This window comes from Streptomyces cylindrosporus (assembly GCF_022698165.1).
Taxonomy (GTDB): Bacteria; Actinomycetota; Actinomycetes; order Streptomycetales; family Streptomycetaceae; genus Streptomyces; species Streptomyces cylindrosporus.
On record NZ_JALDAY010000014.1, the window covers coordinates 265,254 to 284,790 of the forward strand.

The 19,537-nt window shown below is 72.6% G+C and carries 17 protein-coding genes; 10 read left to right on the forward strand and 7 right to left on the reverse strand.

Translation table 11 applies throughout. From position 1 onward, the window contains the following. The first annotated feature begins 37 nt into the window (after positions 1-37). The 3 genes from MQP27_RS40060 (at position 38) to MQP27_RS40070 (ending at position 3,871) form a co-directional block, all read left to right on the forward strand. Entirely contained in the window at positions 38-739 is a 702-nt protein-coding gene (locus MQP27_RS40060) for a DUF2293 domain-containing protein (protein ID WP_242774758.1), read from the forward strand. A gap of 897 nt (positions 740-1,636) precedes the next feature. Beyond that, complete coding sequence (locus MQP27_RS40065) at positions 1,637-2,116, forward strand: anthrone oxygenase family protein (protein WP_242774760.1); 480 nt, start codon at positions 1,637-1,639, stop codon at positions 2,114-2,116. A 267-nt stretch (positions 2,117-2,383) separates the two neighbouring features. Continuing rightward, positions 2,384-3,871, forward strand: coding sequence for a glutamate synthase subunit beta (locus MQP27_RS40070; RefSeq protein ID WP_242774902.1), 1,488 nt, complete (start codon positions 2,384-2,386; stop codon positions 3,869-3,871). Positions 3,872-3,918: 47 nt separating this feature from the next. Here MQP27_RS40070 and MQP27_RS40075 read toward each other — a convergent pair whose 3' ends face one another. Beyond that, positions 3,919-4,434 (reverse strand): carboxymuconolactone decarboxylase family protein, encoded by a 516-nt coding sequence (locus MQP27_RS40075; RefSeq protein WP_242774762.1) that lies wholly within the window; start codon positions 4,432-4,434, stop codon positions 3,919-3,921. 47 nt (positions 4,435-4,481) lie between these two features. On the opposite strand from MQP27_RS40075, the gene pdxR reads away from it, so the two are divergent. The 4 genes from pdxR to MQP27_RS40095 all read left to right on the forward strand — a co-directional run bounded on the left by pdxR (position 4,482) and on the right by MQP27_RS40095 (position 11,005). Beyond that, complete coding sequence (gene pdxR, locus MQP27_RS40080) at positions 4,482-6,044, forward strand: MocR-like pyridoxine biosynthesis transcription factor PdxR (protein ID WP_242774764.1); 1,563 nt, start codon at positions 4,482-4,484, stop codon at positions 6,042-6,044. A gap of 287 nt (positions 6,045-6,331) precedes the next feature. Next, entirely contained in the window at positions 6,332-8,542 is a 2,211-nt protein-coding gene (locus MQP27_RS40085; RefSeq protein WP_242774766.1) for a PEP/pyruvate-binding domain-containing protein, read from the forward strand. After that, a complete protein-coding gene (locus tag MQP27_RS40090; RefSeq protein ID WP_242774768.1) occupies positions 8,539-9,468 on the forward strand; it encodes a hypothetical protein in 930 nt (309 codons plus the stop codon). Before MQP27_RS40085 ends, MQP27_RS40090 begins: the two co-directional genes overlap by 4 nt. A gap of 898 nt (positions 9,469-10,366) precedes the next feature. Further along, positions 10,367-11,005: a protein-tyrosine phosphatase family protein gene (locus tag MQP27_RS40095; protein ID WP_242774769.1), complete on the forward strand. Its 639-nt coding sequence runs from the start codon at positions 10,367-10,369 to the stop codon at positions 11,003-11,005. Between the two features lie 189 nt (positions 11,006-11,194). Here the strand turns inward: MQP27_RS40095 and MQP27_RS40100 are convergent, their stop codons facing one another. Together MQP27_RS40100 and MQP27_RS40105 are read right to left on the reverse strand one after the other, a co-directional pair. After that, positions 11,195-11,449, reverse strand: a complete 255-nt coding sequence (locus tag MQP27_RS40100; RefSeq protein WP_242774776.1) for a DUF397 domain-containing protein — start codon at positions 11,447-11,449, stop codon at positions 11,195-11,197. Next, positions 11,450-12,310, reverse strand: coding sequence for a Sco1979 family transcriptional regulator (locus tag MQP27_RS40105; RefSeq protein WP_242774777.1), 861 nt, complete (start codon positions 12,308-12,310; stop codon positions 11,450-11,452). 294 nt (positions 12,311-12,604) lie between these two features. On the opposite strand from MQP27_RS40105, the gene MQP27_RS40110 reads away from it, so the two are divergent. The 3 genes from MQP27_RS40110 (at position 12,605) to MQP27_RS40120 (ending at position 16,928) form a co-directional block, all read left to right on the forward strand. Next, positions 12,605-13,258, forward strand: coding sequence for an ATP-binding protein (locus MQP27_RS40110; RefSeq protein ID WP_242774779.1), 654 nt, complete (start codon positions 12,605-12,607; stop codon positions 13,256-13,258). Beyond that, positions 13,249-13,689 (forward strand): hypothetical protein, encoded by a 441-nt coding sequence (locus tag MQP27_RS40115; protein WP_242774785.1) that lies wholly within the window; start codon positions 13,249-13,251, stop codon positions 13,687-13,689. The genes MQP27_RS40110 and MQP27_RS40115 overlap by 10 nt, the downstream gene beginning before the upstream one ends. 1,277 nt (positions 13,690-14,966) lie before the next feature. Beyond that, entirely contained in the window at positions 14,967-16,928 is a 1,962-nt protein-coding gene (locus MQP27_RS40120; RefSeq protein ID WP_242774904.1) for an ABC transporter ATP-binding protein, read from the forward strand. Positions 16,929-16,952: 24 nt separating this feature from the next. Here MQP27_RS40120 and MQP27_RS40125 read toward each other — a convergent pair whose 3' ends face one another. From MQP27_RS40125 to MQP27_RS40140, 4 genes are all read right to left on the reverse strand, one after another. Then, the gene (locus MQP27_RS40125) at positions 16,953-17,135 is read right to left on the reverse strand and encodes a DUF8839 family protein (protein ID WP_242774906.1); all 183 of its coding nucleotides are present in this window, start codon (positions 17,133-17,135) and stop codon (positions 16,953-16,955) included. A 158-nt stretch (positions 17,136-17,293) separates the two neighbouring features. Beyond that, on the reverse strand, positions 17,294-17,983 hold the full coding sequence (locus MQP27_RS40130; RefSeq protein ID WP_242774786.1) for a DUF899 domain-containing protein: 690 nt from the start codon (positions 17,981-17,983) through the stop codon (positions 17,294-17,296). An 89-nt stretch (positions 17,984-18,072) separates the two neighbouring features. Then, positions 18,073-19,257, reverse strand: coding sequence for a cytochrome P450 family protein (locus MQP27_RS40135; protein WP_242774791.1), 1,185 nt, complete (start codon positions 19,255-19,257; stop codon positions 18,073-18,075). Between the two features lie 18 nt (positions 19,258-19,275). Continuing rightward, entirely contained in the window at positions 19,276-19,494 is a 219-nt protein-coding gene (locus tag MQP27_RS40140) for a hypothetical protein (protein ID WP_242774794.1), read from the reverse strand. Between the last annotated feature and the right edge of the window lie 43 nt (positions 19,495-19,537).

Genomic DNA, 19,537 nt, shown 5'->3' on the forward strand with positions numbered 1-19,537 from the left:
AGTAGGTCCCGGGGGGTGTCCTGGGAAGGAAACACGTATGGCGCGTCTTGCAACTCCCTCGTCCCGTACCGGGCTTCTCGTCATCCAGCCGCTCAGGCGGCGGCTTTGCGGGGAGTGTCATGCGGGGCCGTTGTCGATGCTGGTGCCGGAGGAGGGGGCGCCGCGGTGTCTGGACTGTGCGGATCTCGGGCATCTGGTGTTTCTGGCGCGCGGTGACACGGCGCTCACTCGGCGGTCGCGGGAGGAGAGTGCGCTGTCGGCGGTGGTCGTGCGGTTCAACCGGCGCAAGGGGCGGTACGAGCGGCAGGGCGTGCTGGTCGAGGAGGCGGGGCTGGCCCGGGCCGAGGAGCGGTGCCTGGCGGACGCGGAGGCTCGGCGGCGGCGCAGGGTGCGGGACGCGCGGCGGCGGGCGGCGGAGGACGTGCGGTTCGCGGAGGCGTTCGCGGCGGAGATCCGGCGGTTGTTTCCCGGGTGTCCGGAGGAGCGGGCTCGGGCGATCGCCCGGCATGCGTCCGTGCGGGGCAGTGGGCGGGTGGGGCGGAGTGCGGCGGGGCGGGCGTTGTCGGAGGGGGCGGTGGTGTCGGCGGTGGTGGCGTCCGTACGGCATGTGGAGACGCCGTACGACCAGTTGCTGATGAGTGGGGTGCCGCGGCATGAGGCTCGGCGGCGGATCAGGGCGGGGGTGGAGACGGTGCTGCGGGGGTGGCGGGCCGAGGGGACGGGGGTGGAGGTCGGCTGAGGGAGCGGGGTGGGGCGGGGCGGGGGAAGGAGGGTCGGTTGCGGACGTATGGCACCGCCGGGATGCGTTGTGGGGGTTGCGCGCCGTTGCGGCGGATTGGGGAGACCGGCAGGGAAAAGAGGCCGGCAGAGGGGATGGGCGACCGAATCGAGGACCCGGCCGAGGAACGGAGGCCGGCGGAGGAGACCGGCAGACGGCACCGGCAGACGCAGCGGGCAGCGGGCAGCGGGCAGCGGGCAGCGGGCAGCGGGCAGCGGGCAGCGGCGGAGAGTAGCGGCAGAGGACCCGTCACAGAGAAGCGAGAGGGGACCAGCAGGGGGCCCGTCAGAGAGGAGCGAGAGGGACCGGCAGAGGCCAGCCGCGGAGAGGAGCGGCGCACGGCACCCTTCAGAGAGCAGCCGGCAAGCGGACTGGCAGAGGCCAGCGGCAGAGAGCAGCTGCGCACGCACCTATCGAGAGGAACCAGAGCGCGGACCGGCACAGGGCAGCCGCAGAGAGCAGCAGCGCACGGCACCTTCAGAGAGCAGCCAGCGAGCGGAACGGTAGAGAGCCCGCAGAGAAGGCCACCTTCGGAGAGGAGCGGCAGAGGGGGCCCTCCGAGAGCCCCCAGAGGAGGGTGGCGGGGAGGAGTGGGCGAGCGTTCGAGCGGGCGGTGGAGGAAGAGCGGGCCGCGTGAGGGGCGGGTGGGTGGTTCGAGGGGTGGCGAAGCAGGGGGTCGGTAGGCGGAGTGTGGGGTGGGTTTTGGAGGGGGCGGGGTGGTCTCGTGAGCGGGGGCTGGATGTTTGCGTATGGGTTCGGGCGTATTGGTTATGGGATTTGTGGGGTTGGGGGAATTGACTTGTGGTGATGGAGGGTGCCGGGGAGGATCTCGGGTCTATACGGGGAGTTGACGTCGTCGTGATCGATGGGCCGTACCTGTGGCTGACCGTGCTGGGTGTGCTCGGGACCGGGCTGGTGGCCGGGGTCTTCTGCGGGTTTTCCACCTTCGTCATGCGAGGCCTGGCCGCGTTGCCGCCCGCGCAGGGCGTCGCCGCCATGAACGCGATCAACGTGACGGCGGTGATGCCGGCGTTCATGCTCGTGTTCGTGGGGTCGGCCGTGCTGTGCGCGGTGATCGGCGTGGTGACGTTCGTGCTGTGGCCGGACGACGGGCGGGTGGAGCTGCTGGTCGGCAGCGCGCTGTATCTGTTCGGGTGCTTCGGCGTGACCATGGTCGCGAACGTGCCTCGCAACGACGCGCTGCTCAAGCTGGACCCGGGCACGCCGGAAGCGGCCGCGTACTGGCCGTCGTACGTGCGCGAGTGGACCATGTGGAACCACGTGCGGATGGTGGCCTCCGCCGGGTCGGCCGTGGCGTACGTGCTGGCGCTCACCTGAAACCAGCCTGACTGGGGCTGACCTGAGACCGGCCCGGCGGAGGCTGACCTGAGCCCAGCCTGACTGGGGCCGCACTGAAACCGGCCTGAAGACGCCCTGGGCGTGGGCTGAGGAGTTCTCCGTGGGAGTTGGGGGGAAGTCTGAGGAACCTGGGCGGAAAGCGCTGTCCGTCCCCTCTGCGTCCGTGGCCGACCCGTCGTATCGTGGCCGAAAGAGTGCCGTCCGATGTCGCATGGCCTGTCGTACGCGGACGCGAGGAAGACCGCCATGGCCGATCCCAAGGGTTTCATGACCACGCCGCGCCAGGACTGGCCCCGTCGGCCGGTCGGGGAGCGGGTCCGGGACTGGGACGAGGTGTACGTCCCCGGTGCGCTGCTGCCCATCATCAGCAAGCAGGCCGACCGGTGCATGGACTGCGGCATACCGTTCTGCCACGAAGCGTGTCCGCTCGGGAACCTGATCCCCGAGTGGAACGACCTGGTCAGCCGGGACGACTGGCGGGCCGCGGCGGATCGGCTGCACGCCACCAACAACTTCCCCGAGTTCACCGGCCGGTTGTGTCCGGCGCCGTGCGAGGCGGGGTGTGTGCTCGCCATCAACCAGCCTGCCGTCACCATCAAGAACGTCGAGGTCGCCATCGCCGACCGGGCGTGGGAGCTGGGGTTCGCCCCGCCGCAGGCGCCGGACCGGCTGTCCGGGCGGACGGTGGCCGTGGTCGGCTCGGGGCCGACGGGGCTGGCGGCGGCGCAGCAGTTGACCCGGGCCGGGCACACGGTCGCGGTCTACGAGAAGGACGACCGGCTCGGCGGGCTGATGCGGTACGGGATCCCCGAGTTCAAGATGGAGAAGCGGCATCTGGAGCGGCGGATCGAGCAGATGCGGGCCGAGGGGACGAAGTTCCGTACGTCGACCGCGGTCGGGCGGGACGTGGGGGCGGCGGAGTTGCGGGCCCGGTACGACGCGGTGGTGATCGCGACCGGGGCGACTGCCTGGCGCGAACTGCCGGTTCCGGGGCGGGAGTTGGCCGGGGTGCAGCAGGCGATGGAGTATCTGCCGCTGGCCAACCGGGTGTGTGAGGGGGACCTGGAGAGCTCGCCGATGTCCGCCGCCGGGAAGCATGTCGTCATCGTGGGCGGCGGGGACACCGGGGCGGACTGTCTGGGGACGGCGGTACGGGAAGGGGCCGCGTCGGTGACCCAGTTGGACATCTACGCGCAGCCCGGTGCCGAGCGGGACGAGGACGCGGAGCCCTGGCCGACGTACCCGAAGATCTACCGGTTGTCCGCGGCGCACGAGGAGGCGGGGGAACTGGGGACGGCGCCCACGGCGGACGCGGACGCGCGGTTGTTCGCGGCGTCGACGCTGCGGTTCGTGGGGGACGCGGACGGGCATGTGCGGTCGCTGCACCTGGTCGAGGTGGATGCGGGGCGGCGGCCGGTGGCGGGGACGGGTCGGAGCCTGCCGGCCGATCTCGTGCTGCTCGCGCTGGGGTTCTCCGGGCCCGACCGGGAGGACGGCCTGATCGGGCAGTTGGGGCTGGCGATGGAGGCGCGCGGGACGATCACCCGGGACGCGGGGTTCGCGACGAGCGTGCCGGGGGTGTTCGCGGCCGGGGACGCGGCTCGGGGGCAGTCGTTGATCGTGTGGGCGATCGCGGAGGGGCGGGCCGTGGCAGCGGCTGTGGACCGGTATCTGACAGGGAGTACGAGGTTGCCTGCGCCCATCGGGCCCTATGACCGGCCCATGACCGTATAGGGCCCGAAGGCGCGACGACACACAAACCCAAGGCGCGGAAAGAGGCGTCAGCGGCGGCGTTCGTCCGTGCCCGCCACCTTCGCCGTCGACAGGGCGACCCGGTTCCACGTGTTGATCGTGAGGATCAGGGACAGTACGTGGGCCAGTTCCTCGTCGTCGAAGTGGGCGGCGGCCTCCGCGTAGACGTCCGCCGGGACGCCCTTGTCGGCCACCAGGGTCACCGCCTCCGTCAGGGCCAGGGCCGCCTGTTCCCTCGGGGTGAAGAAGTGACGGGCCTCCCGCCAGACCGGAACCATGTGCAGGCGGTCCTCGCTCTCGCCGGCCTTGCGGGCGTCGTTGGTGTGCATGTGCAGGCAGTACGCGCAGTGGTTGAGGTGCGAGGCGCGGATCTGGATCAGCTCGACGAGGGCGGGGTCGAGGCCCTCGCGCGCGGCGGCGTCGAAGCCGACGAGGGCACGGAAGACCTTCGGGGCGGACTTGGCGAAGTCGATGCGAGCGGTGGTGGAGGTAGAGGTGGTAGTGGCGGCGGCGGTGCCGGTGGCGGTGGTGGTGTTCGTCGTCATGTCATTCAAGCTACGGGGGTGAAAGACCCACTGTAGGGTGCATTTCCATGGCTGAATCGTGGGTCAATTCCGCGGAGCGGATCGGGGCCGATCTGCATCTGGAGGTGGCGGCGGCGGGTGGGCGGCGGGCCGCCGTCGCCGCGGCGCTGCGTGAGGCCGTGCGGAGCGGGCGGCTCGCTCCCGGCACCCGGTTGCCGCCGTACCGTTCCCTGGCCGCGGACCTCGGCGTCGCCCGCAACACCGTCGCCGACGCCTACTCCGAGCTGGTCGCGGAGGGATGGCTCACGGCCCGGCAGGGCTCGGGCACACGGGTCGCGGAACGGGCGGAACCGCTGCGGCGCGGGGAGCGGGGTGCCATAAGCGCGCAGGCACGCGCGCGTGACGAAAGCCGTCCAGCACGCGCGCGTGACGAAAACCGCCCCGCACGCGCGCGTGGGTCCGAGTCGCTGCCGCCAAACGCCCGCGGCCGGCGGACTCCGCCCCCACCACTACCCCCTCCCCCTCCCCCGCGCCGCCCGCTCCACGACCTCCGGCAGGGCACCCCGGACGCCTCGGCGTTCCCCCGTGGCGAGTGGGTTGCCTCGTACCGGCGGGCTGTTCTCGGCGCGGCCGGTGAGGTGTTCGGGCCGGGGGAGCCGGCCGGGCGGGTGGAGTTGCGGGAGGCGCTCGCGGAGTATCTGGCACGTACTCGGGGGGTGCGGACGGAGCCGGGGCGGATCGTGGTGTGTTCCGGGTTCGCGCACGGTCTGCGGTTGCTGTTCGGGGGCGGCGTGCTGCGCGGGCCGCTCGCCGTGGAGGCGTACGGCCTGCCCTTCCACCGGGAGTTGCTCGCGGGCGCGGGCGTGCGCACCGTACCGCTGCCGTTGGACGAACACGGCGCGCTCGTGGGCCGGTTGGGGCGGGAGCGGGCCGTGCTGCTCACGCCCGCGCACCAGTTTCCGACCGGTGGGCCGCTGCACGCGGAGCGGCGGGCGGCCGTGGTCGACTGGGCACGCGCGCGTGACGGGGTGGTGCTGGAGGACGACTACGACGGGGAGTTCCGGTACGACCGCAAGCCCGTCGGCGCCGTGCAGGGGCTCGACCCCGAGCGGGTGATCCTGCTCGGCTCGGTCAGCAAGAGCCTGTCGCCGGCCGTACGGCTGGGCTGGATGGTGCTTCCGGAGCGGTACGTCGACGGGGTGCTCGCGGCCAAGGGCGAGCGGGAGGCATGGGCGAGCGTCCTCGACCAGCTGAGCCTCGCCGACTTCATCTCCAGTGGGTCGTACGACCGTCACGTGCGACGGATGCGGCAGCGGTACCGGCGTCGGCGCGACCGGCTCGTGGCGGCGCTCGCCGAGCACGCGCCGCACATCGAGGTCACCGGGGTCGCGGCGGGCCTGCACGCGGTGCTGCGGCTGCCGCCCGGCACCGAGCGGTCCGCCGTCAAGGCGGCGGTCTGGAACGGCGTCGCGCTCGACGGACTGGCCGAATTCCGGCACCCGGACGCGGAGATGGATACACCCGACGGCCTGGTCGTGGGGTACGCGACGCCCCCGGAGCACGCGTACGGGGCGGCGCTGGAGGCGCTGCTCCGGGTGCTGCCGCCGGGGGCGCCGGATACGGCGGTGTGAGTCGACGGAGACGGGCCCTCGCACCTGCGGAGGACGCCGTGCGTACTACCCCCGGACGAGGCCGTGTCGGCGGTCTCCTCCCGGCTCACGAAATCGGGGCGGAGCGGACGGGAAAGCGACGTCCAACCGACCTGTGGGGCAACGGCGGTGGGACCATGGGTGAGGAGGCGTGTCATGGCCGTGTCCCTCCGGAGCGGCCGGGGCCCGCCCCATCCTTCGTTCCGCCGTCAGGCGCTGGGCCACCCCCGCGCGTCCCCCCTGTTGGCGGTCGGTCCTGGAGGGTGTTGATGACGACGCTCGACGAACGTCAGGGTGACGGCCGTATCGCCGCGCGGGGTCGGGCCGGGGCGTACGGCCCGGCCGCCGTCCCGCTGGACGAACCCGCCGCCGCGCTCCCCCACCGCGCCGGTTCCAAGGCGGCGAACCTCGCGCGGGCCGCCCGGGCCGGGCTGCCGGTGCTTCCCGGTTTCGTGATCCCCGACGGCTCGGAAGACGACACGATCGCCCTGCGGCGGGCCTGGGACGAGCTGTCCGAGGGCGGTGCCCGGCCGCTCGTCGTGCGGTCCTCCTCGCCGCAGGAGGACACCCAGGAGTCGTCGCTGGCGGGGCAGTTCGCGTCCGTGCTGGATGTGCGGGGCTGGCGGGACTTCCTTACGGCGGTACGGGCGGTGCTCGACTCGGCGCGGCGGCCCGGCGGGGAGACGGCCCCGATGGCGGTGCTGGTGCAGCCGATGCTGGCGGCCCGGGTCGGCGGGGTGATGTTCGGGGCGGATCCCGTGGAGGGACGGGCCGACCGGATGCTGGTGAGCGCGGTGCGCGGTGGGCCGGACAGTCTGGTCAGCGGTGAACAGGCGGGAACCAACTACTGGTTGAGCCGGTCGGGGCGGCTGCTGCGAACCGAGCCGCCGACGGCGGACGCGGTCCTCACCCGTGGCGAACTGTTCCGGCTGGCCCGGCTCGCGCGGCGGGCCCGGCGGGTGTTCGGGGGGCCGCAGGACATCGAGTTCGGGTTCGACGGGGACGGGCGGCTGTGGCTGTTCCAGAGCCGGCCGATCACGGCGATGGCGGCGCGGCCCGCGCGTGGGGCGCGGCTGCTGGGGCCCGGACCGGTGGCGGAGACGCTGCCGGAGCAACTGCTGCCGCTGGAGGAGGACTTGTGGGTGACGCCGATGGCCCGCGGGCTCGCCGCCGCGCTGGACATCGGGGGCAGTGCGCCGCGGCGGCTGCTGCGCCGGGTGCCGGTGGTGACGACGGTCGGGGGGCGGGCCGCGGCGGATCTGCGGCTGCTGGGGGCGGCGCCGCCGAGGCACCGGTGGCTGGCGCTGCTGAACCCGGCGCCGGGTGCGCGGCGGCTGGGCGCGGCCTGGCGGGTGGGACGCCTCAGCGCGGCGCTGCCCGGCCTGGCCACGGACCTCGTCGCCGACGTCGACCGCCACCTCGCCGGGGTCCCGGCACCGGCCGAACTCACCGCGGCCGACCTGACCGCCGAACTCCGCTGGACCCGGAGGGCGTTGGTCTCCCTGCATGCCCAGGAGGCCCTGGCGGGGGCGCTGCTGCGGGAACCGCCGAGGAGCCGTACGGCGGCGGGGGCGGCCCTGAGCGCGCTGGCGCAGGCGCAGGCACGAGGCGTGCCGGACGAGCGGGCGGCGGCCGAGGATCCGGTGGTACTGGCACTTACGGCGCCGAGTCTGCGGGGGCCGGGGCGGTTGCCGGAGAGGGTGGCGTCGGGTGCGGGCGGGGACGGGGAGCGACGGGAGGTGGCGGCCGGGGTCGCGGCTACGACTGAGGCTGGTGCCGCGGCTGCGACTGGGGCTGGGGCTGGGGCTGGGGGCGACGGATTGGGGCATGCTTCGGCTTCGGTGCCCGGCATCGAGTCCCCGACAGCTCCAACTGCCGTACGCCACACCACTCACCGCTCCCCCGCACTCCCCCCGCGCGAAGCCCTCCGGCTCCGGGTTCGTTGGGTGCAGGAGCTTCAGGTGCGGCTTGTCCGGGAGGGTGGGCGGCGGCTGGGGCTCGGGGCGGAGCGCGTCGGGATGCTTCGTTGGCGGGAGTTGGGCACCGTACTGGAGGACGGGGTTTCGTTGCCGGGGGATCTTCACTCGCGGGTGCCGCAGGGGGCGTCGGCGCCGTTGCCGGACGCGTTCCGGCTCGCGGACGGGAAGGTCGTGGCCGAGCGGCACGGAGATGCCGACGGCGGTCGGGGGGTGTCCGGTGGGCGCGTCGTCGGGACGGTGTGGGACGGGAGCGGGCCCCGGCCACCGGACCCCGTGCTCGTCGTACGCACCCTCGACCCCGCCCTCGCCCCGCTGTTGCCCCGACTCACCGGCCTGATCGCCCAGACTGGCAGTCCGCTGTCCCATCTCGCCGTGCTGGCACGGGAGTTCGGCCTGCCGGCAGTGGTGGGAGCGACGGATGCGGTACGGCGTTTTCCGCCGGGGTCGCGCGTGGCGATGGACGGGGGTACGGGTGACGTACGCGCCGAGGAGCCCCGATGAGGCGTGTCGTCTATCTCTTCGGTGGGCTCGCGGCGGCCGGGGCCGGTACCTATCTCGTCGTCTACCTGTACCGGTGGCAGTGGCAGCGGGCCATTCTCTGCGGGATCCTGCTGCTCGTCGTCGAGGTCATGCTGCTCGGCATCGTGATGCTGGGGCGGCTGGGCCGGATCGAGGAGCGGATCCGAGACAGCGACGCCCGGCAACGGGAGTTGACGGCACGTCAGGAGGACGTGCTGGCGCGGTTGCGGGCGGCGCCGGAGAGCGGGCGGAGCGAGGCTGCGCGGTTCCGTTGGCTGGAGGAGAGCGGCGAGCGTACGTACGTCTTCGTGCCCGTCCTCATGGTCACCGGGGTGCTGCTGTCCGGGATCGCCTGGGTGGTGCAGCGGATCGCGTCGGCGACCGCCAAGCCGGCCGAGCGGAGGCTCGCGGGGCGGCTTGCCGTGCTCGCCGCGCCGCCCGAGACCGACACCGACACCGACACCGATCTGGAGGACCTTGCCCTGCTGGACCGGCGGCCCAAGGGCCGGGCCGCGCGGGTCGCCGCGGTCACCGTCGTCGGGGCCGCGCTGCTGACCGCGCTGGTCGTGGGGCTCGCTGACCTCACCCAGACGCGGGAACAGCACGAGAACGACAACGAGGCGACCTCGGTGCTGGTCCAGGTCGACACGCGGGGTTCCGGGATGACCGCGGAACGGCGTCGGCTAGCCGCCCAGCAGGTCTGGGAGCGGTGCCGGGACTCCACGTCCGTGCCGCTCAGCCACGCCACCCTGGGCGACCTGGGCGACGGCGTGTTCGCCGGCGTCGTACGCCCCGCGCTCACCGAGCACGACCGCATGCGGCTGCGCGGCTGCCTGGAGGACACCACCCTCGACCGCGCCCACCTCACGGTGGTCGGCATCGGCGACGCGGATGCGGACGACGACTGAAGGGGCGCCGGGGAGGGCCGAGTTGGAGGGGGCGCGGGCCGGGCCGAAGGGGGGCGACCGCCCGGGAGGGGACACCGACTGAGCCGGAGGTGACGGCGGCGGGCCTGGAAGCGACGGCGACTGAGCCGGAGACGAAGGCGGGCCTGGAAGTGGCGACGGCTGAGCCGGAGACGACAGCGGCCGACCCGGAGGCCCCGACGACCGAGCCGGAGACGACGGTGGGCCGAACGGGAGGACGGCTGTCCGGGAAGGGACACCGGCTGAGCCGGAGGTGACGACAGCGGGCCTGGAAGCGACGGCGACTGAGCCGGAGACGACCGTGGCCCCCGGAAGCGACGGCGACCGAGCCGCAGACGACGGTGGGCCGAACGGGAGGACGGCTGTCCGGGAAGGGACACCGGCTGAGCCGGAGGTGACGACAGCGGGCCTGGAAGCGACGGCGACTGAGCCGGAGACGACCGTGGCCCCCGGAAGCGACGGCGACCGAGCCGGAGACGACAGCGACCGCCCCGGAGGCCACGACGACCGAGCCGCAGATGAGCAGGGGGCCGTCTGGAGGCGACGGCGGCTGAGCCGGAGGTGGGGACGGACGCCCTCGAGATCACGCGCGGGTACCGGAGGCCCGTAAGGGCGCCACGGAACCGCAGGCCCGTAAAGCCGCCACGGAACCGGAAGCCCATCAGGCCGCCGCGGAACCGGAAGCCCGTAAAGCCTCCGCCTTGGAGATGACGATTGCCGCGCCGCAGGCCCCAGCCGCCGACCCGGCCCGGCCCGCCACGCCCCGGGTTACGATGCGCATCGCGCCCCCGTCCCCGAGTCTCCCGGGTCGCCCATGGCTGTCGTTCCCGCTCCGTTGCCCCGGCCCGTCCTGCCCAGGGGTCGGTTGTCGCGCCGTGCGTTGCGGGTCGTTGTGACGGTGGTCGTCGGTTATCTCGCGTTGTGGGCCGCCGGTTCGCTGGGCGTGCTCGCGCTCTCGTACTGGGCCCGCGAAGGAACACCCCCACCCACCGGCACCCGAACCGTCCAGGGCATCCACCACTTCCAACCCGTCGACGCCAAGGGCCGGTTGTGGCGCGGCGCCGCCCCCTCCCCCGCCGGATACCGCGAGTTGGCCCGGCTCGGCTTCACCACGGTCGTCGACCTGCGCGCCGAGGACCTCACCCCGGCCCAGCTCGCCGAACCGGGCAAGGCCGGGCTGGACGTCGTACGACTGCCGATCCGGGACGGGCAGACACCGAAGCCCGGGCAGGTGCGGAGGTTTCTGGACACCGTCGCCGCCGCGTCCGGGCCCGTGTTCGTGCACTGCGGGGCCGGGGTCGGGCGGACCGGCACGATGGCGGCGGCCTATCTCGTGCAGACCGGGGAGCAGTCGTCCGTGACGGCGGTCCGGCGCAATCTCGCCGTCGGACCGCCGTCGATCGAGCAGATCTACTACGGGCTGAGCCTCGCCCCCGGCCGGGTCGCACAGCCACCGCTGCCGGTGATCGCGATCAGCCGCCTGGTGGACGCACCCCGGCGCATGCGGTCCTGGCTGTAGGCCGCACCAGAGGCCCAGTTGACTCGTGCCATCACTCGCGCGCACGGGTGGACGGCGATTCTTCGCCCGCCTGTGTCGGTCTCGGCGATTCCAGCTGTCTCAGCCATCTCAGCCATCTCAGCCAATGATTGATTATCCATCAGTTCGCAATCAAGAAAGGGGAGTTGAACGGGCGTCGGACCATGCGCGTCACGACAGCAGGAAGTCGGCCTCCCCCGCCTTGGCACCCTCGATGAACGCGGTCATCTCGTCGGTGGTGTAGATCAGCGCCGGGCCGTCCGGGTCGGTGGACTGGCGGACGGCGATCCGGCCGTCGGCGAGCTTCATCGCCTCCAGGCAGTTGCCGCCGTTGCCACCGCTCCAGGGCTTGTGCCAGCCCTCACTGCCCAACTCCCGCGCGGGCATGCCGTTGTAGACGCCTTTGCGCGGCTTGATGCGATCCATTCACAGCTCCTTGCGGAGATCCCGGAGGATCTCCTTCGTGCGATGTGCCGTAGCGGCCTGCGCCGCCATGCGGTCCATGACCTCGAGGTGGGTCGCCACCTCGGCACGCGCGTCCAGGTAGACGGCGCCGGTCAGGTACTCGCTGTAGACCATGTCCGGAAGCTCCGGCATGGCGAATCGGAACAGCACGAAGGGCCCGTACGTGCCGGGGTGCGGCCCGTTCAGGAACGGTGCGACCTGCAACGTCACGTTGGGCAGCTTCGCGGCTTCGAGCAGCCTGTCGATCTGAGCACGCATCACCTCCGGACCGCCGACGGGGCGGCGCAGTGCGGTCTCGTCCATGACGGCCCAGAAGCGGGGCGCTCCGGGTCGGGTGAGCAGATCCTGGCGTTGTATGCGCAGGGCGACATGACGCTCGATGTCTTCCGGCCGCGTCTGGCCGATCGCGCCCGACAGCAGGACCCCACGCGCGTAGTCCTCGGTCTGGAGCAGGCCGGGCACGAAGTGCGGGTCGTAGGAGCGGATGAGGGAGGCCGCGCCCTCCAGGCTGACGTACATGGAGAACCAGCCCGGCAGGATGTCGTGGAACCGCTGCCACCAGCCGGGGCGGTTGGCCTCCTCGGCGAGCTGCACGAAGGTCTCGGCCTCGTCGTCCGAGACGCCGTAGGACTTCAGCAGCAGCTGGAGGTACGGGATCTTGAGGGCGACCTCGGCCATCTCCATGCGGCGGACCGTGGCAGGGGCGACGCGGAGGACGCGGGCGGCCTCCTCGCGCTTGAGGCCGGCGCGTTCCCGCAGGTCCAGCAGTCGCCGGCCGAGGACCACCTGGCCGACGGTCGGCGCGGACCGCGGTTCGCTCACGCTCCACCTCCACTGATCGCCGGCCCACTGGCTCGCCGGCTCGCCGGTTTTCCGAAGTCCCTGGCAGGACGGCCGCGAGGGTGCGGTCCGACCTCGAACTGCATGCTGACAGCCATACGGCGCCATTCGAAGACCTATTCGAAGATCTGTACGGTTTTGTACGGATCTACGTTGATCTCAACTGGCGCCGTTCGACGTGCTGTTGTCAGCAGTGTGCCACGGCCTTCCAGAGAGTCACACCGCACTCTGCAATTTTCAGAGTGACACTTGCCAAGTGTTCACGGCGGGGCGATAGTGGCAAGCGTGATTCCGTCCGCGCCCTTAGGAACAGACGCCGCCACGGGCCGCCGCCACGGCCCTGGTGCCGCTGCGGAAGCAGGCCCCGGCGGGGCCCCTGCCGAGCGCCGGTTCCGTTTCGAGCTGGCCGCACACCCGGGGTCCCCGGCGCAGGCGAGACGCCTGACCAGGGCCCGGCTGAACGGCTGGTCGGTGTGCGAGGACACCTGCGACACGGCGGCTCTGGTCATCACGGAGCTGGTCACCAACGCCCTCGTGCACACGGCGAGCAGCCTCATAGTCTGCGAGCTGCACGACGGTGAGGACCTGGTGCGCATAGCCGTGCGCGACGAGGGTTGTGCGCCGGGCGTACCCCACCCGTCACGGGCGCGACCCGAGGAGGAGCACGGGAGGGGACTGCTTCTCATCGACGCGATGTGCCATGCCTGGGGGGCGCACGAGCACGGTCCGGGGCTGCTGGTCTGGGCGGAGCTGCCGCGCAAGGCCGACGAACCCCGGCACGACTGCGGGCCCTGCAACGACCTGGGGTGGGGAGCCCGACCCAAGCCGGGGCCGGCCGGTGGTTCGGGTGACGAGGACGAACCGGAAGGGCACCACGGAACGGGCACTGGGCCGGACACGGGGACGGGGACGGGGTTCGCATGGGGGTGAGGGCCGCGTCCGGCGGCCGGGCGCTGAGCCTGGACACGCTGGTCCGCCTCGAGCGGGGGCTGAAGGCGTCGGGCACGCCCCGGCGGCTGCCCGTACCGGACGGGATGACGGCGCCCCTGGGGTGCGACGCGGTGGCGGTGCCGGCCCGTTTCGGCCCACTGGTACTGCCCCGGCTGCCACGAGTGGGGTGCGTCTACGCCGATGAGGCGCACTGGTGGTGGCTCGTCCCGTCCGATTCGGACTACGCCCTGGAGTGGCCGGCGCCCGCCCATTACGCCGCCGGGGCGGTTGTTCCGGACGCCCCGGCGGTCCCCGGCCTCATCCACAAGCCGGACGGCACGCTGCCGTACACCCCGCCGATCCCGCTGTACCTCGCGCTGTGCCGGGTGACGGGAACGACACCGACCTGGTCGCGCCCGGTGATCGCCTAGCAGTCCTGCCAGACATGGTTGCGTAAACATCGGGCTCCGGGTGCCGGAACTCCCTGACGCACGGCTGCGGGGTCCGTGCCGGGCGATCGCCGAGCTTCGGGGCGCGTACTGCAGGATCCTTACCGTCTGATCATCGACCTTCTGCCACATGGCCTGCGACACGAGCCCGGCGCGCCCGCCGGCCTTCTGGCGCGCGACGGCCGGACGACAGCCGCGTGGCCGCACGGCCTCTAGCACGCCCGCCGGATCACGGCCGCTGTGTGGCCTCGCGGCTGCCGGGCCACTACCGGCGGGCGCAGGCCCTCTGGTGCGGCCGCCCGACGCGACGACCGCGTGGCCGCCGACCTTGAGACGCGCGACTGCCACAGCATCGCCGTGCGGCCGTACGGCCTCTAAGGGCTCTGCTGGATGTGCGACGGTAGGTCGTGGGCGGCTGCTGCGCCGTCGTGGCTGGTCGCGCAGTTCCCCGCGCCCCTTGGCGGCGCTGCCCGACCGCAGCCGACTTCCCCAGGACCGCTGAGCACTCCCGCCGAACGGCCACCGCGTAGGCGCCAGGCTCCTGTCACGTGGCCGCCGAATCTCGACCGGGTGACCGTCGGGCCCCGGTCGGCCAACCGCCGGACCCCGATCGCGCAACCGCCGCACCTCAACCGCACGACCGCCGGACCCGGTCCCCCAACCACCAGGCCCCGATCGCGCAACCGCCGCACCTCAACCGCACGACCGCCGGACCCGATCCCCCAACCGCCAGGCCCCGATCGCGCAACCGCCGCACCTCGGCCGCACGACCGTCAGACCCGGTCGCATGACCGTCGGCCCCAGCCCCATGACCACCGGCCTCCAACCGCGTGGCCGCCGAGCCGCCGTAGGGCGTACGCCCGCGCGCTCGGGCTTCTCTCACCTGCGCCCTGCCACCAGCCGCGGACCCCCGCGATAGTGGCCGTCCGTCGAGGTGAAGGGGGAAGCCGACGGTGGCCAGTACGCGGGGCTCGGACGAGCGGGGGAAGGCCCGGGACTCCGACGGGCAGGGCACGGCGCAGGACTCCCACGGGCAGGGGAAAGCGCAGGACCCGCACGGGCAGAGCAAGGCGCAGGACCCGCACGGGCAGGGGAAAGCGCAGGACCCGCACGGGCCGAGCAAGGCGCCGGACTCGCACGGGCAGGGCAAGGCGCCGGACCCGCACGGGCACGGCAAGGCGCCGGACTCGGACGGGCGCGGGAAAGCGCCGGGCCCGGGTGGGTGGGCGGAAGCGTTGCGGGCCGGTGGGCGCGGGAAGATGTTGCGTTCGGGGCGGCGGCGGGCGCGGGGGCGTGGAGCGGAGGGTGGGGTGTCCGAGTCGGAGCAGTTGCTCTTCGGGGGGCCGCTGCGTTACGACATGGGCTGGAATCAGCACACCGACGCGTTCCTGGAGCTGAACTTCCGGGCGATGGTGACGCGGCTGCCCGCCCTGCTGGGCGCGAGCTGCCGGCTGGCCTGGCAGGCCGACCGGCGGGCCGCGCGGGTCGTGCTGGCGGCCGAGGCCGGCCGGGGCGTCGCGCAGGCGGTGAGTCTGCTCGCCATGAACAGCGTGCTGGGCCGGCTGATCGGCGGCGGCGCGATCGAGGACCGGCTGCGCGGCGCCGTACCGGTACTGGCCGCGCTGGCCGCCGTATCCCTGGTCGGAGCGCTGCTGCGAGCCGCGTCCACCTGGGCGACCGGTCGGCTGGAACCCAAGGTCGAGCGAGTGGCCACCGAGCTGTACCTGGAGCGCGCGGCGGCCGTGGAGCTCGCCGCGATCGAGGACCACGCCTTCCACAAGCTGCTGGACACCGCACAGTACGGCGCCGGATCGGCGCGGCGGATGATCTCGTACGCCACCCGCGTGGTGAGCGCGCTGATCTCGCTGATCGCGGCGGCGAGCGTACTGACCGTGCTGCACCCGGTCCTGCTCCCGCTGCTCGCGACCATGACACTCCCGACCGCGTGGAGCGCCCTGACCAACGCCCGGCGCCGCTACGAGTCCTGGCACAACTGGGTGCAGCACGTCCGGGCGAGCCATCTGATCAGCGGTCTGCTCACCGAACCCGACGCCGCTCCCGAGATCCGCGTGCACGGCGTCGGCCCCTTCCTGCTGCGGCACTACCGCGCCATGGCGGAGACGGCGGAGACCGAGCAGGCACGGCTTGCTCGGCTGGCGGCGCGCACGGGTGTGATCGCATCCGCCTGGACGGGCCTCGCGACCGTCGCGACGTACGCGACGCTCGCCGGGCTGCTGCTGGCCGGCGCGATGGCCCTGTCGGTGGCGGGTACGGCGGTGATCGCGATCCGGACGGGCTCGTCGAGCCTGGACAACCTGGTCGTGGCGGTCAACTCGCTGCACGAGGACGCGCTGTTCGTCGGCGACCTGCAACGGCTGTACGCCGAGGCGGCCGAGCGGGCGATCCCGCTCGGCGGCGATCCCCTGCCCGAGGATCCGCGCGAGATCCGCTTCGAGAACGTCACCTTCCGCTACCCCGGCGAGTCGGCTCGCCCCGCCCTCGACGACATCACCCTCACCATCCCCCTCGGCCGGATCGTGGCGCTGGTCGGCGAGAACGGCTCCGGCAAGACCACCCTGGTCAAGCTGCTCGCGGGCCTCTACAAGCCGGAGGGGGGCCGCATCCTGTGGGACGAGGTGGACACGGCGACCGCCGACCGGTACCAGCTGGCCGAGCGGGTCGCGATGGTGGCCCAGGACTTCAAGCGCTGGCCCTTCACGGCCCGCGTCAACGTGGCGATCGGACGCTCCTCCGCGCCGCTCACCGAGGATCGGATGGCCGCCTCGCTCGACGAGGCGGGGGCGGGCGAGGTGGTGGGCGATCTGCCGCGCGGCCTGGACACCCTGCTGGCCCGGCAGTTCAGCGGCGGGCACGAGCTGTCCGGCGGTCAGTGGCAGCGGCTCGGCATCGCGCGGGCGGCCTACCGGCGCGGCCGGATCCTGGTCGTGGACGAGCCGACGGCGGCGCTGGACGCGCGGGCCGAGCTGGAGGTCTTCGAGAAGATCCGGGCGCTGGCCTCGACCGGCCAGACCGTCATCCTGATCACCCACCGGCTGGCGTCGGTGCGCCACGCGGACCTCGTCCACGTGCTCGACCAGGGACGTCTCGCGGAGACCGGCACCCCTGACGAGCTGCTGGCCCGGGGTGGCATCTACGCGGAGCTGTACTCGCTCCAGGCGGAACAGTTCACGGCGCCGGTGCCCGCCCCGGAGGCGGGCTGACGCGTCCCGGGACGGACGCGCGCCTCAGGCGACCGCGTCCACGGTCTTGTCGCTGCGGACGATCACCAGGAACGTGTCCGTGGCGATGTCCATGACGACCTCGGCGGGCAGCCCTTCCAGCCGCCGCGCGTGCGCGAACTCCTCCGCCGGCCACGAACCTCGCGGCCCACCTGCGGGAAAGCGTTCGAGCACGGTACGCCCGTTCACCATCTCGCCACCTCCAGAATGCGTTGTGCTTGTAGGAGTTAACGCCTTCCGGGGGCCGAACGCCTCGCCGAGTTGCGGGACTGAGACGTAGTTGACACTCGTTCAACGCGGACCGTGAGGGTCCGGTCACATTGCGACGATCTCGGTCACTTTCCGTGTCAGAACTCGTACTCGTCGTGATAACGAATGCGCACACTGCCCGCCGGCGCCCCGAGCACGGACGCCCGCCCCGCCGGCTTCTCCCACTCCTCCTGCCGCCCCAGCGCGGTCAGATCGAGGAAGCTCGTCGTGGAACCCAGCCCGTCGAGACCGCGTTCGTACGTCGAGTAGGTGTGGAAGACGCGCTCCCCGTCCCGCAGGAAGCAGCTGACGCCGGGCCGCTCGGCGAGCTCCTCGTCGAGCTCGAAGGTGACCTCGAAGTCACGGTTGAAGTCGCTGCCGTAGGACGAGTACCAGGGCACCGTCCACCCCATCCGCGCCTTGAACGGCAGGATCTTCGTGTACGGCGCCCGGGAGACGGCCGCGAAGGTCGTGCCGCGCGCCTTCAGATGGGCCAGATGCCCGATCTGGTCGAGGAAGGCCGAGCAGCTGCGGCAGCCCGCGTCCCACTCCGGCGCGAACATGAAGTGGTAGACGACCAGTTGGGTCCGCCCCTCGAACAGCTCGGCCAGCGTGGCCTTCCCGTCGCCGCCCTCGAAGACGTACTCCTTGTCGATCTCGACCATGGGCAGGCGCCGCCGAGCGGCGTTCAGCGCGTCACGCGCGCGGGTGGCCGCCTTCTCCTCGGCGAGCAACTCCGCGCGCGCCGCCCGCCATTGCTCTCGCGAGACGATCTCCGGTAGCGACATGGCTCCTCCTGTGCAGCGGTCCGTTCTTGATGTGACTGCCGCACGGAGCGGAACTCATCGCCGCTTCGGAATCTTTTTCCCGGCGCGCCTCAGGATGCCTTTCGGGTGTACGACACCTGCAGCTCGACCAGGCCGCGGGCGCGCAGGGAGCGGCGCCAGCGCAGGTTCTCGTCCGCGAGGGCGAGTTCGTCGAACCGCTCCAGGAGTGCGGCCACGGCGATCTCCGTCTCGGCGCGGGCCAGGGGCGCGCCCAGGCAGTAGTGGATGCCGTGGCCGAGGGAGAGGTGGCCGGAGGCGTCGCGGGCGAGGTCGAGGCGGTCGGGGTCGGGGAAGCGGGAGGGGTCGCGGTTGGCGGCGGACGGAGACACCCAGACCGTCTCGCCTGCGGGGATCGTGACCCCGCCGATGGTCACGTCCTCGACCGGGAAGCGCCGGATGGCGAACAGGGCGGGGCCTTCGTAACGGGCGAACTCCTCGACGGCGGCCGGGAGTCGGGCCGGATCCGCGCGCAGGGCGGCCAGCTGGTCCGGGTGCTGGAGCAGGGCCAGCACGGCGTTGCCGATGAGCTGGACGGTGTTCTCGTACCCGGCGAAGAGGATGAGGAAGGCGAGGGACATCAGCTCGTCCTCGCTGAGCCGGTCGCCCTCGTCGCGCACGGCGATCAGGTCGGAGAGCAGGTCGTCGGCGGGCTGCCGGCGCTTGTCCGCGAGGAGCCGGGTCAGATACCCGAGCATGGCCACGACCGCCTCCTTGGCGGTCCCGGGCGGCGCCGCCGGGTCCGGGGCGACGAGGGTGTCGGTCCAGACGCGGAAGTCCATGCGGTGCTCGTCGGGAATGCCGAGCAGGTCGCAGATGACGGTGATGGGGAGGGGCGCGGCGTAGGAGGCGACGAGGTCCGCGGTGCCGTGCGGGCCGAGGGCGTCGAGGAGCCGGTCGGCGGTACGGCGGATCGGGGCGCGCAACTGCTCGATCCTGCGCGGGGTGAAGGCCCGGCCGACCAGCCGGCGGATTCGGGTGTGGTCCGGCGGGTCCATGTTCAACAGGTTGGCGTCGAGCGCCGGCGGCAGCGAGAAACCCTTGTAAGTACCCGCCGTGGCATGCCGCTTGTCGAGGGACAGCCGCGGATCGGCGAGTGCCGCCCGGACGTCGTCGTACCGGGTCACGAGCCAGGCCGGGGTGCCGTCGGGCCCGGCGATGCGGTGCACGGGCGCGGTGTCACGCAGACGCCGGTACACGTCGTACGGGTGGTCGAGAAGGCCGTCGGCGGGATCCATGGGGCTCAGCCTAGAAGATCACGGACTGGCCGACTGGGTTACTCCCTGGGCGAGTTGGCCCATGAAGTTGAAGACTCCCTGCCCGAAGGCGGTGGGCGCGATCAGCACGCCGAAGGCCAGCGCGAGGAACACCGTCAGCCACTGGTCGGTACGGCTGCGGGCCTGCACATCGCGGTGACGTACGCGCACGAAGATGATGACAGCGAGCAGCACCGCGACGTCGATCGTCAGCTCCACCGGACCGGCCCTCCCCCTCTGACGAGTACACCCCGGCTTTCCT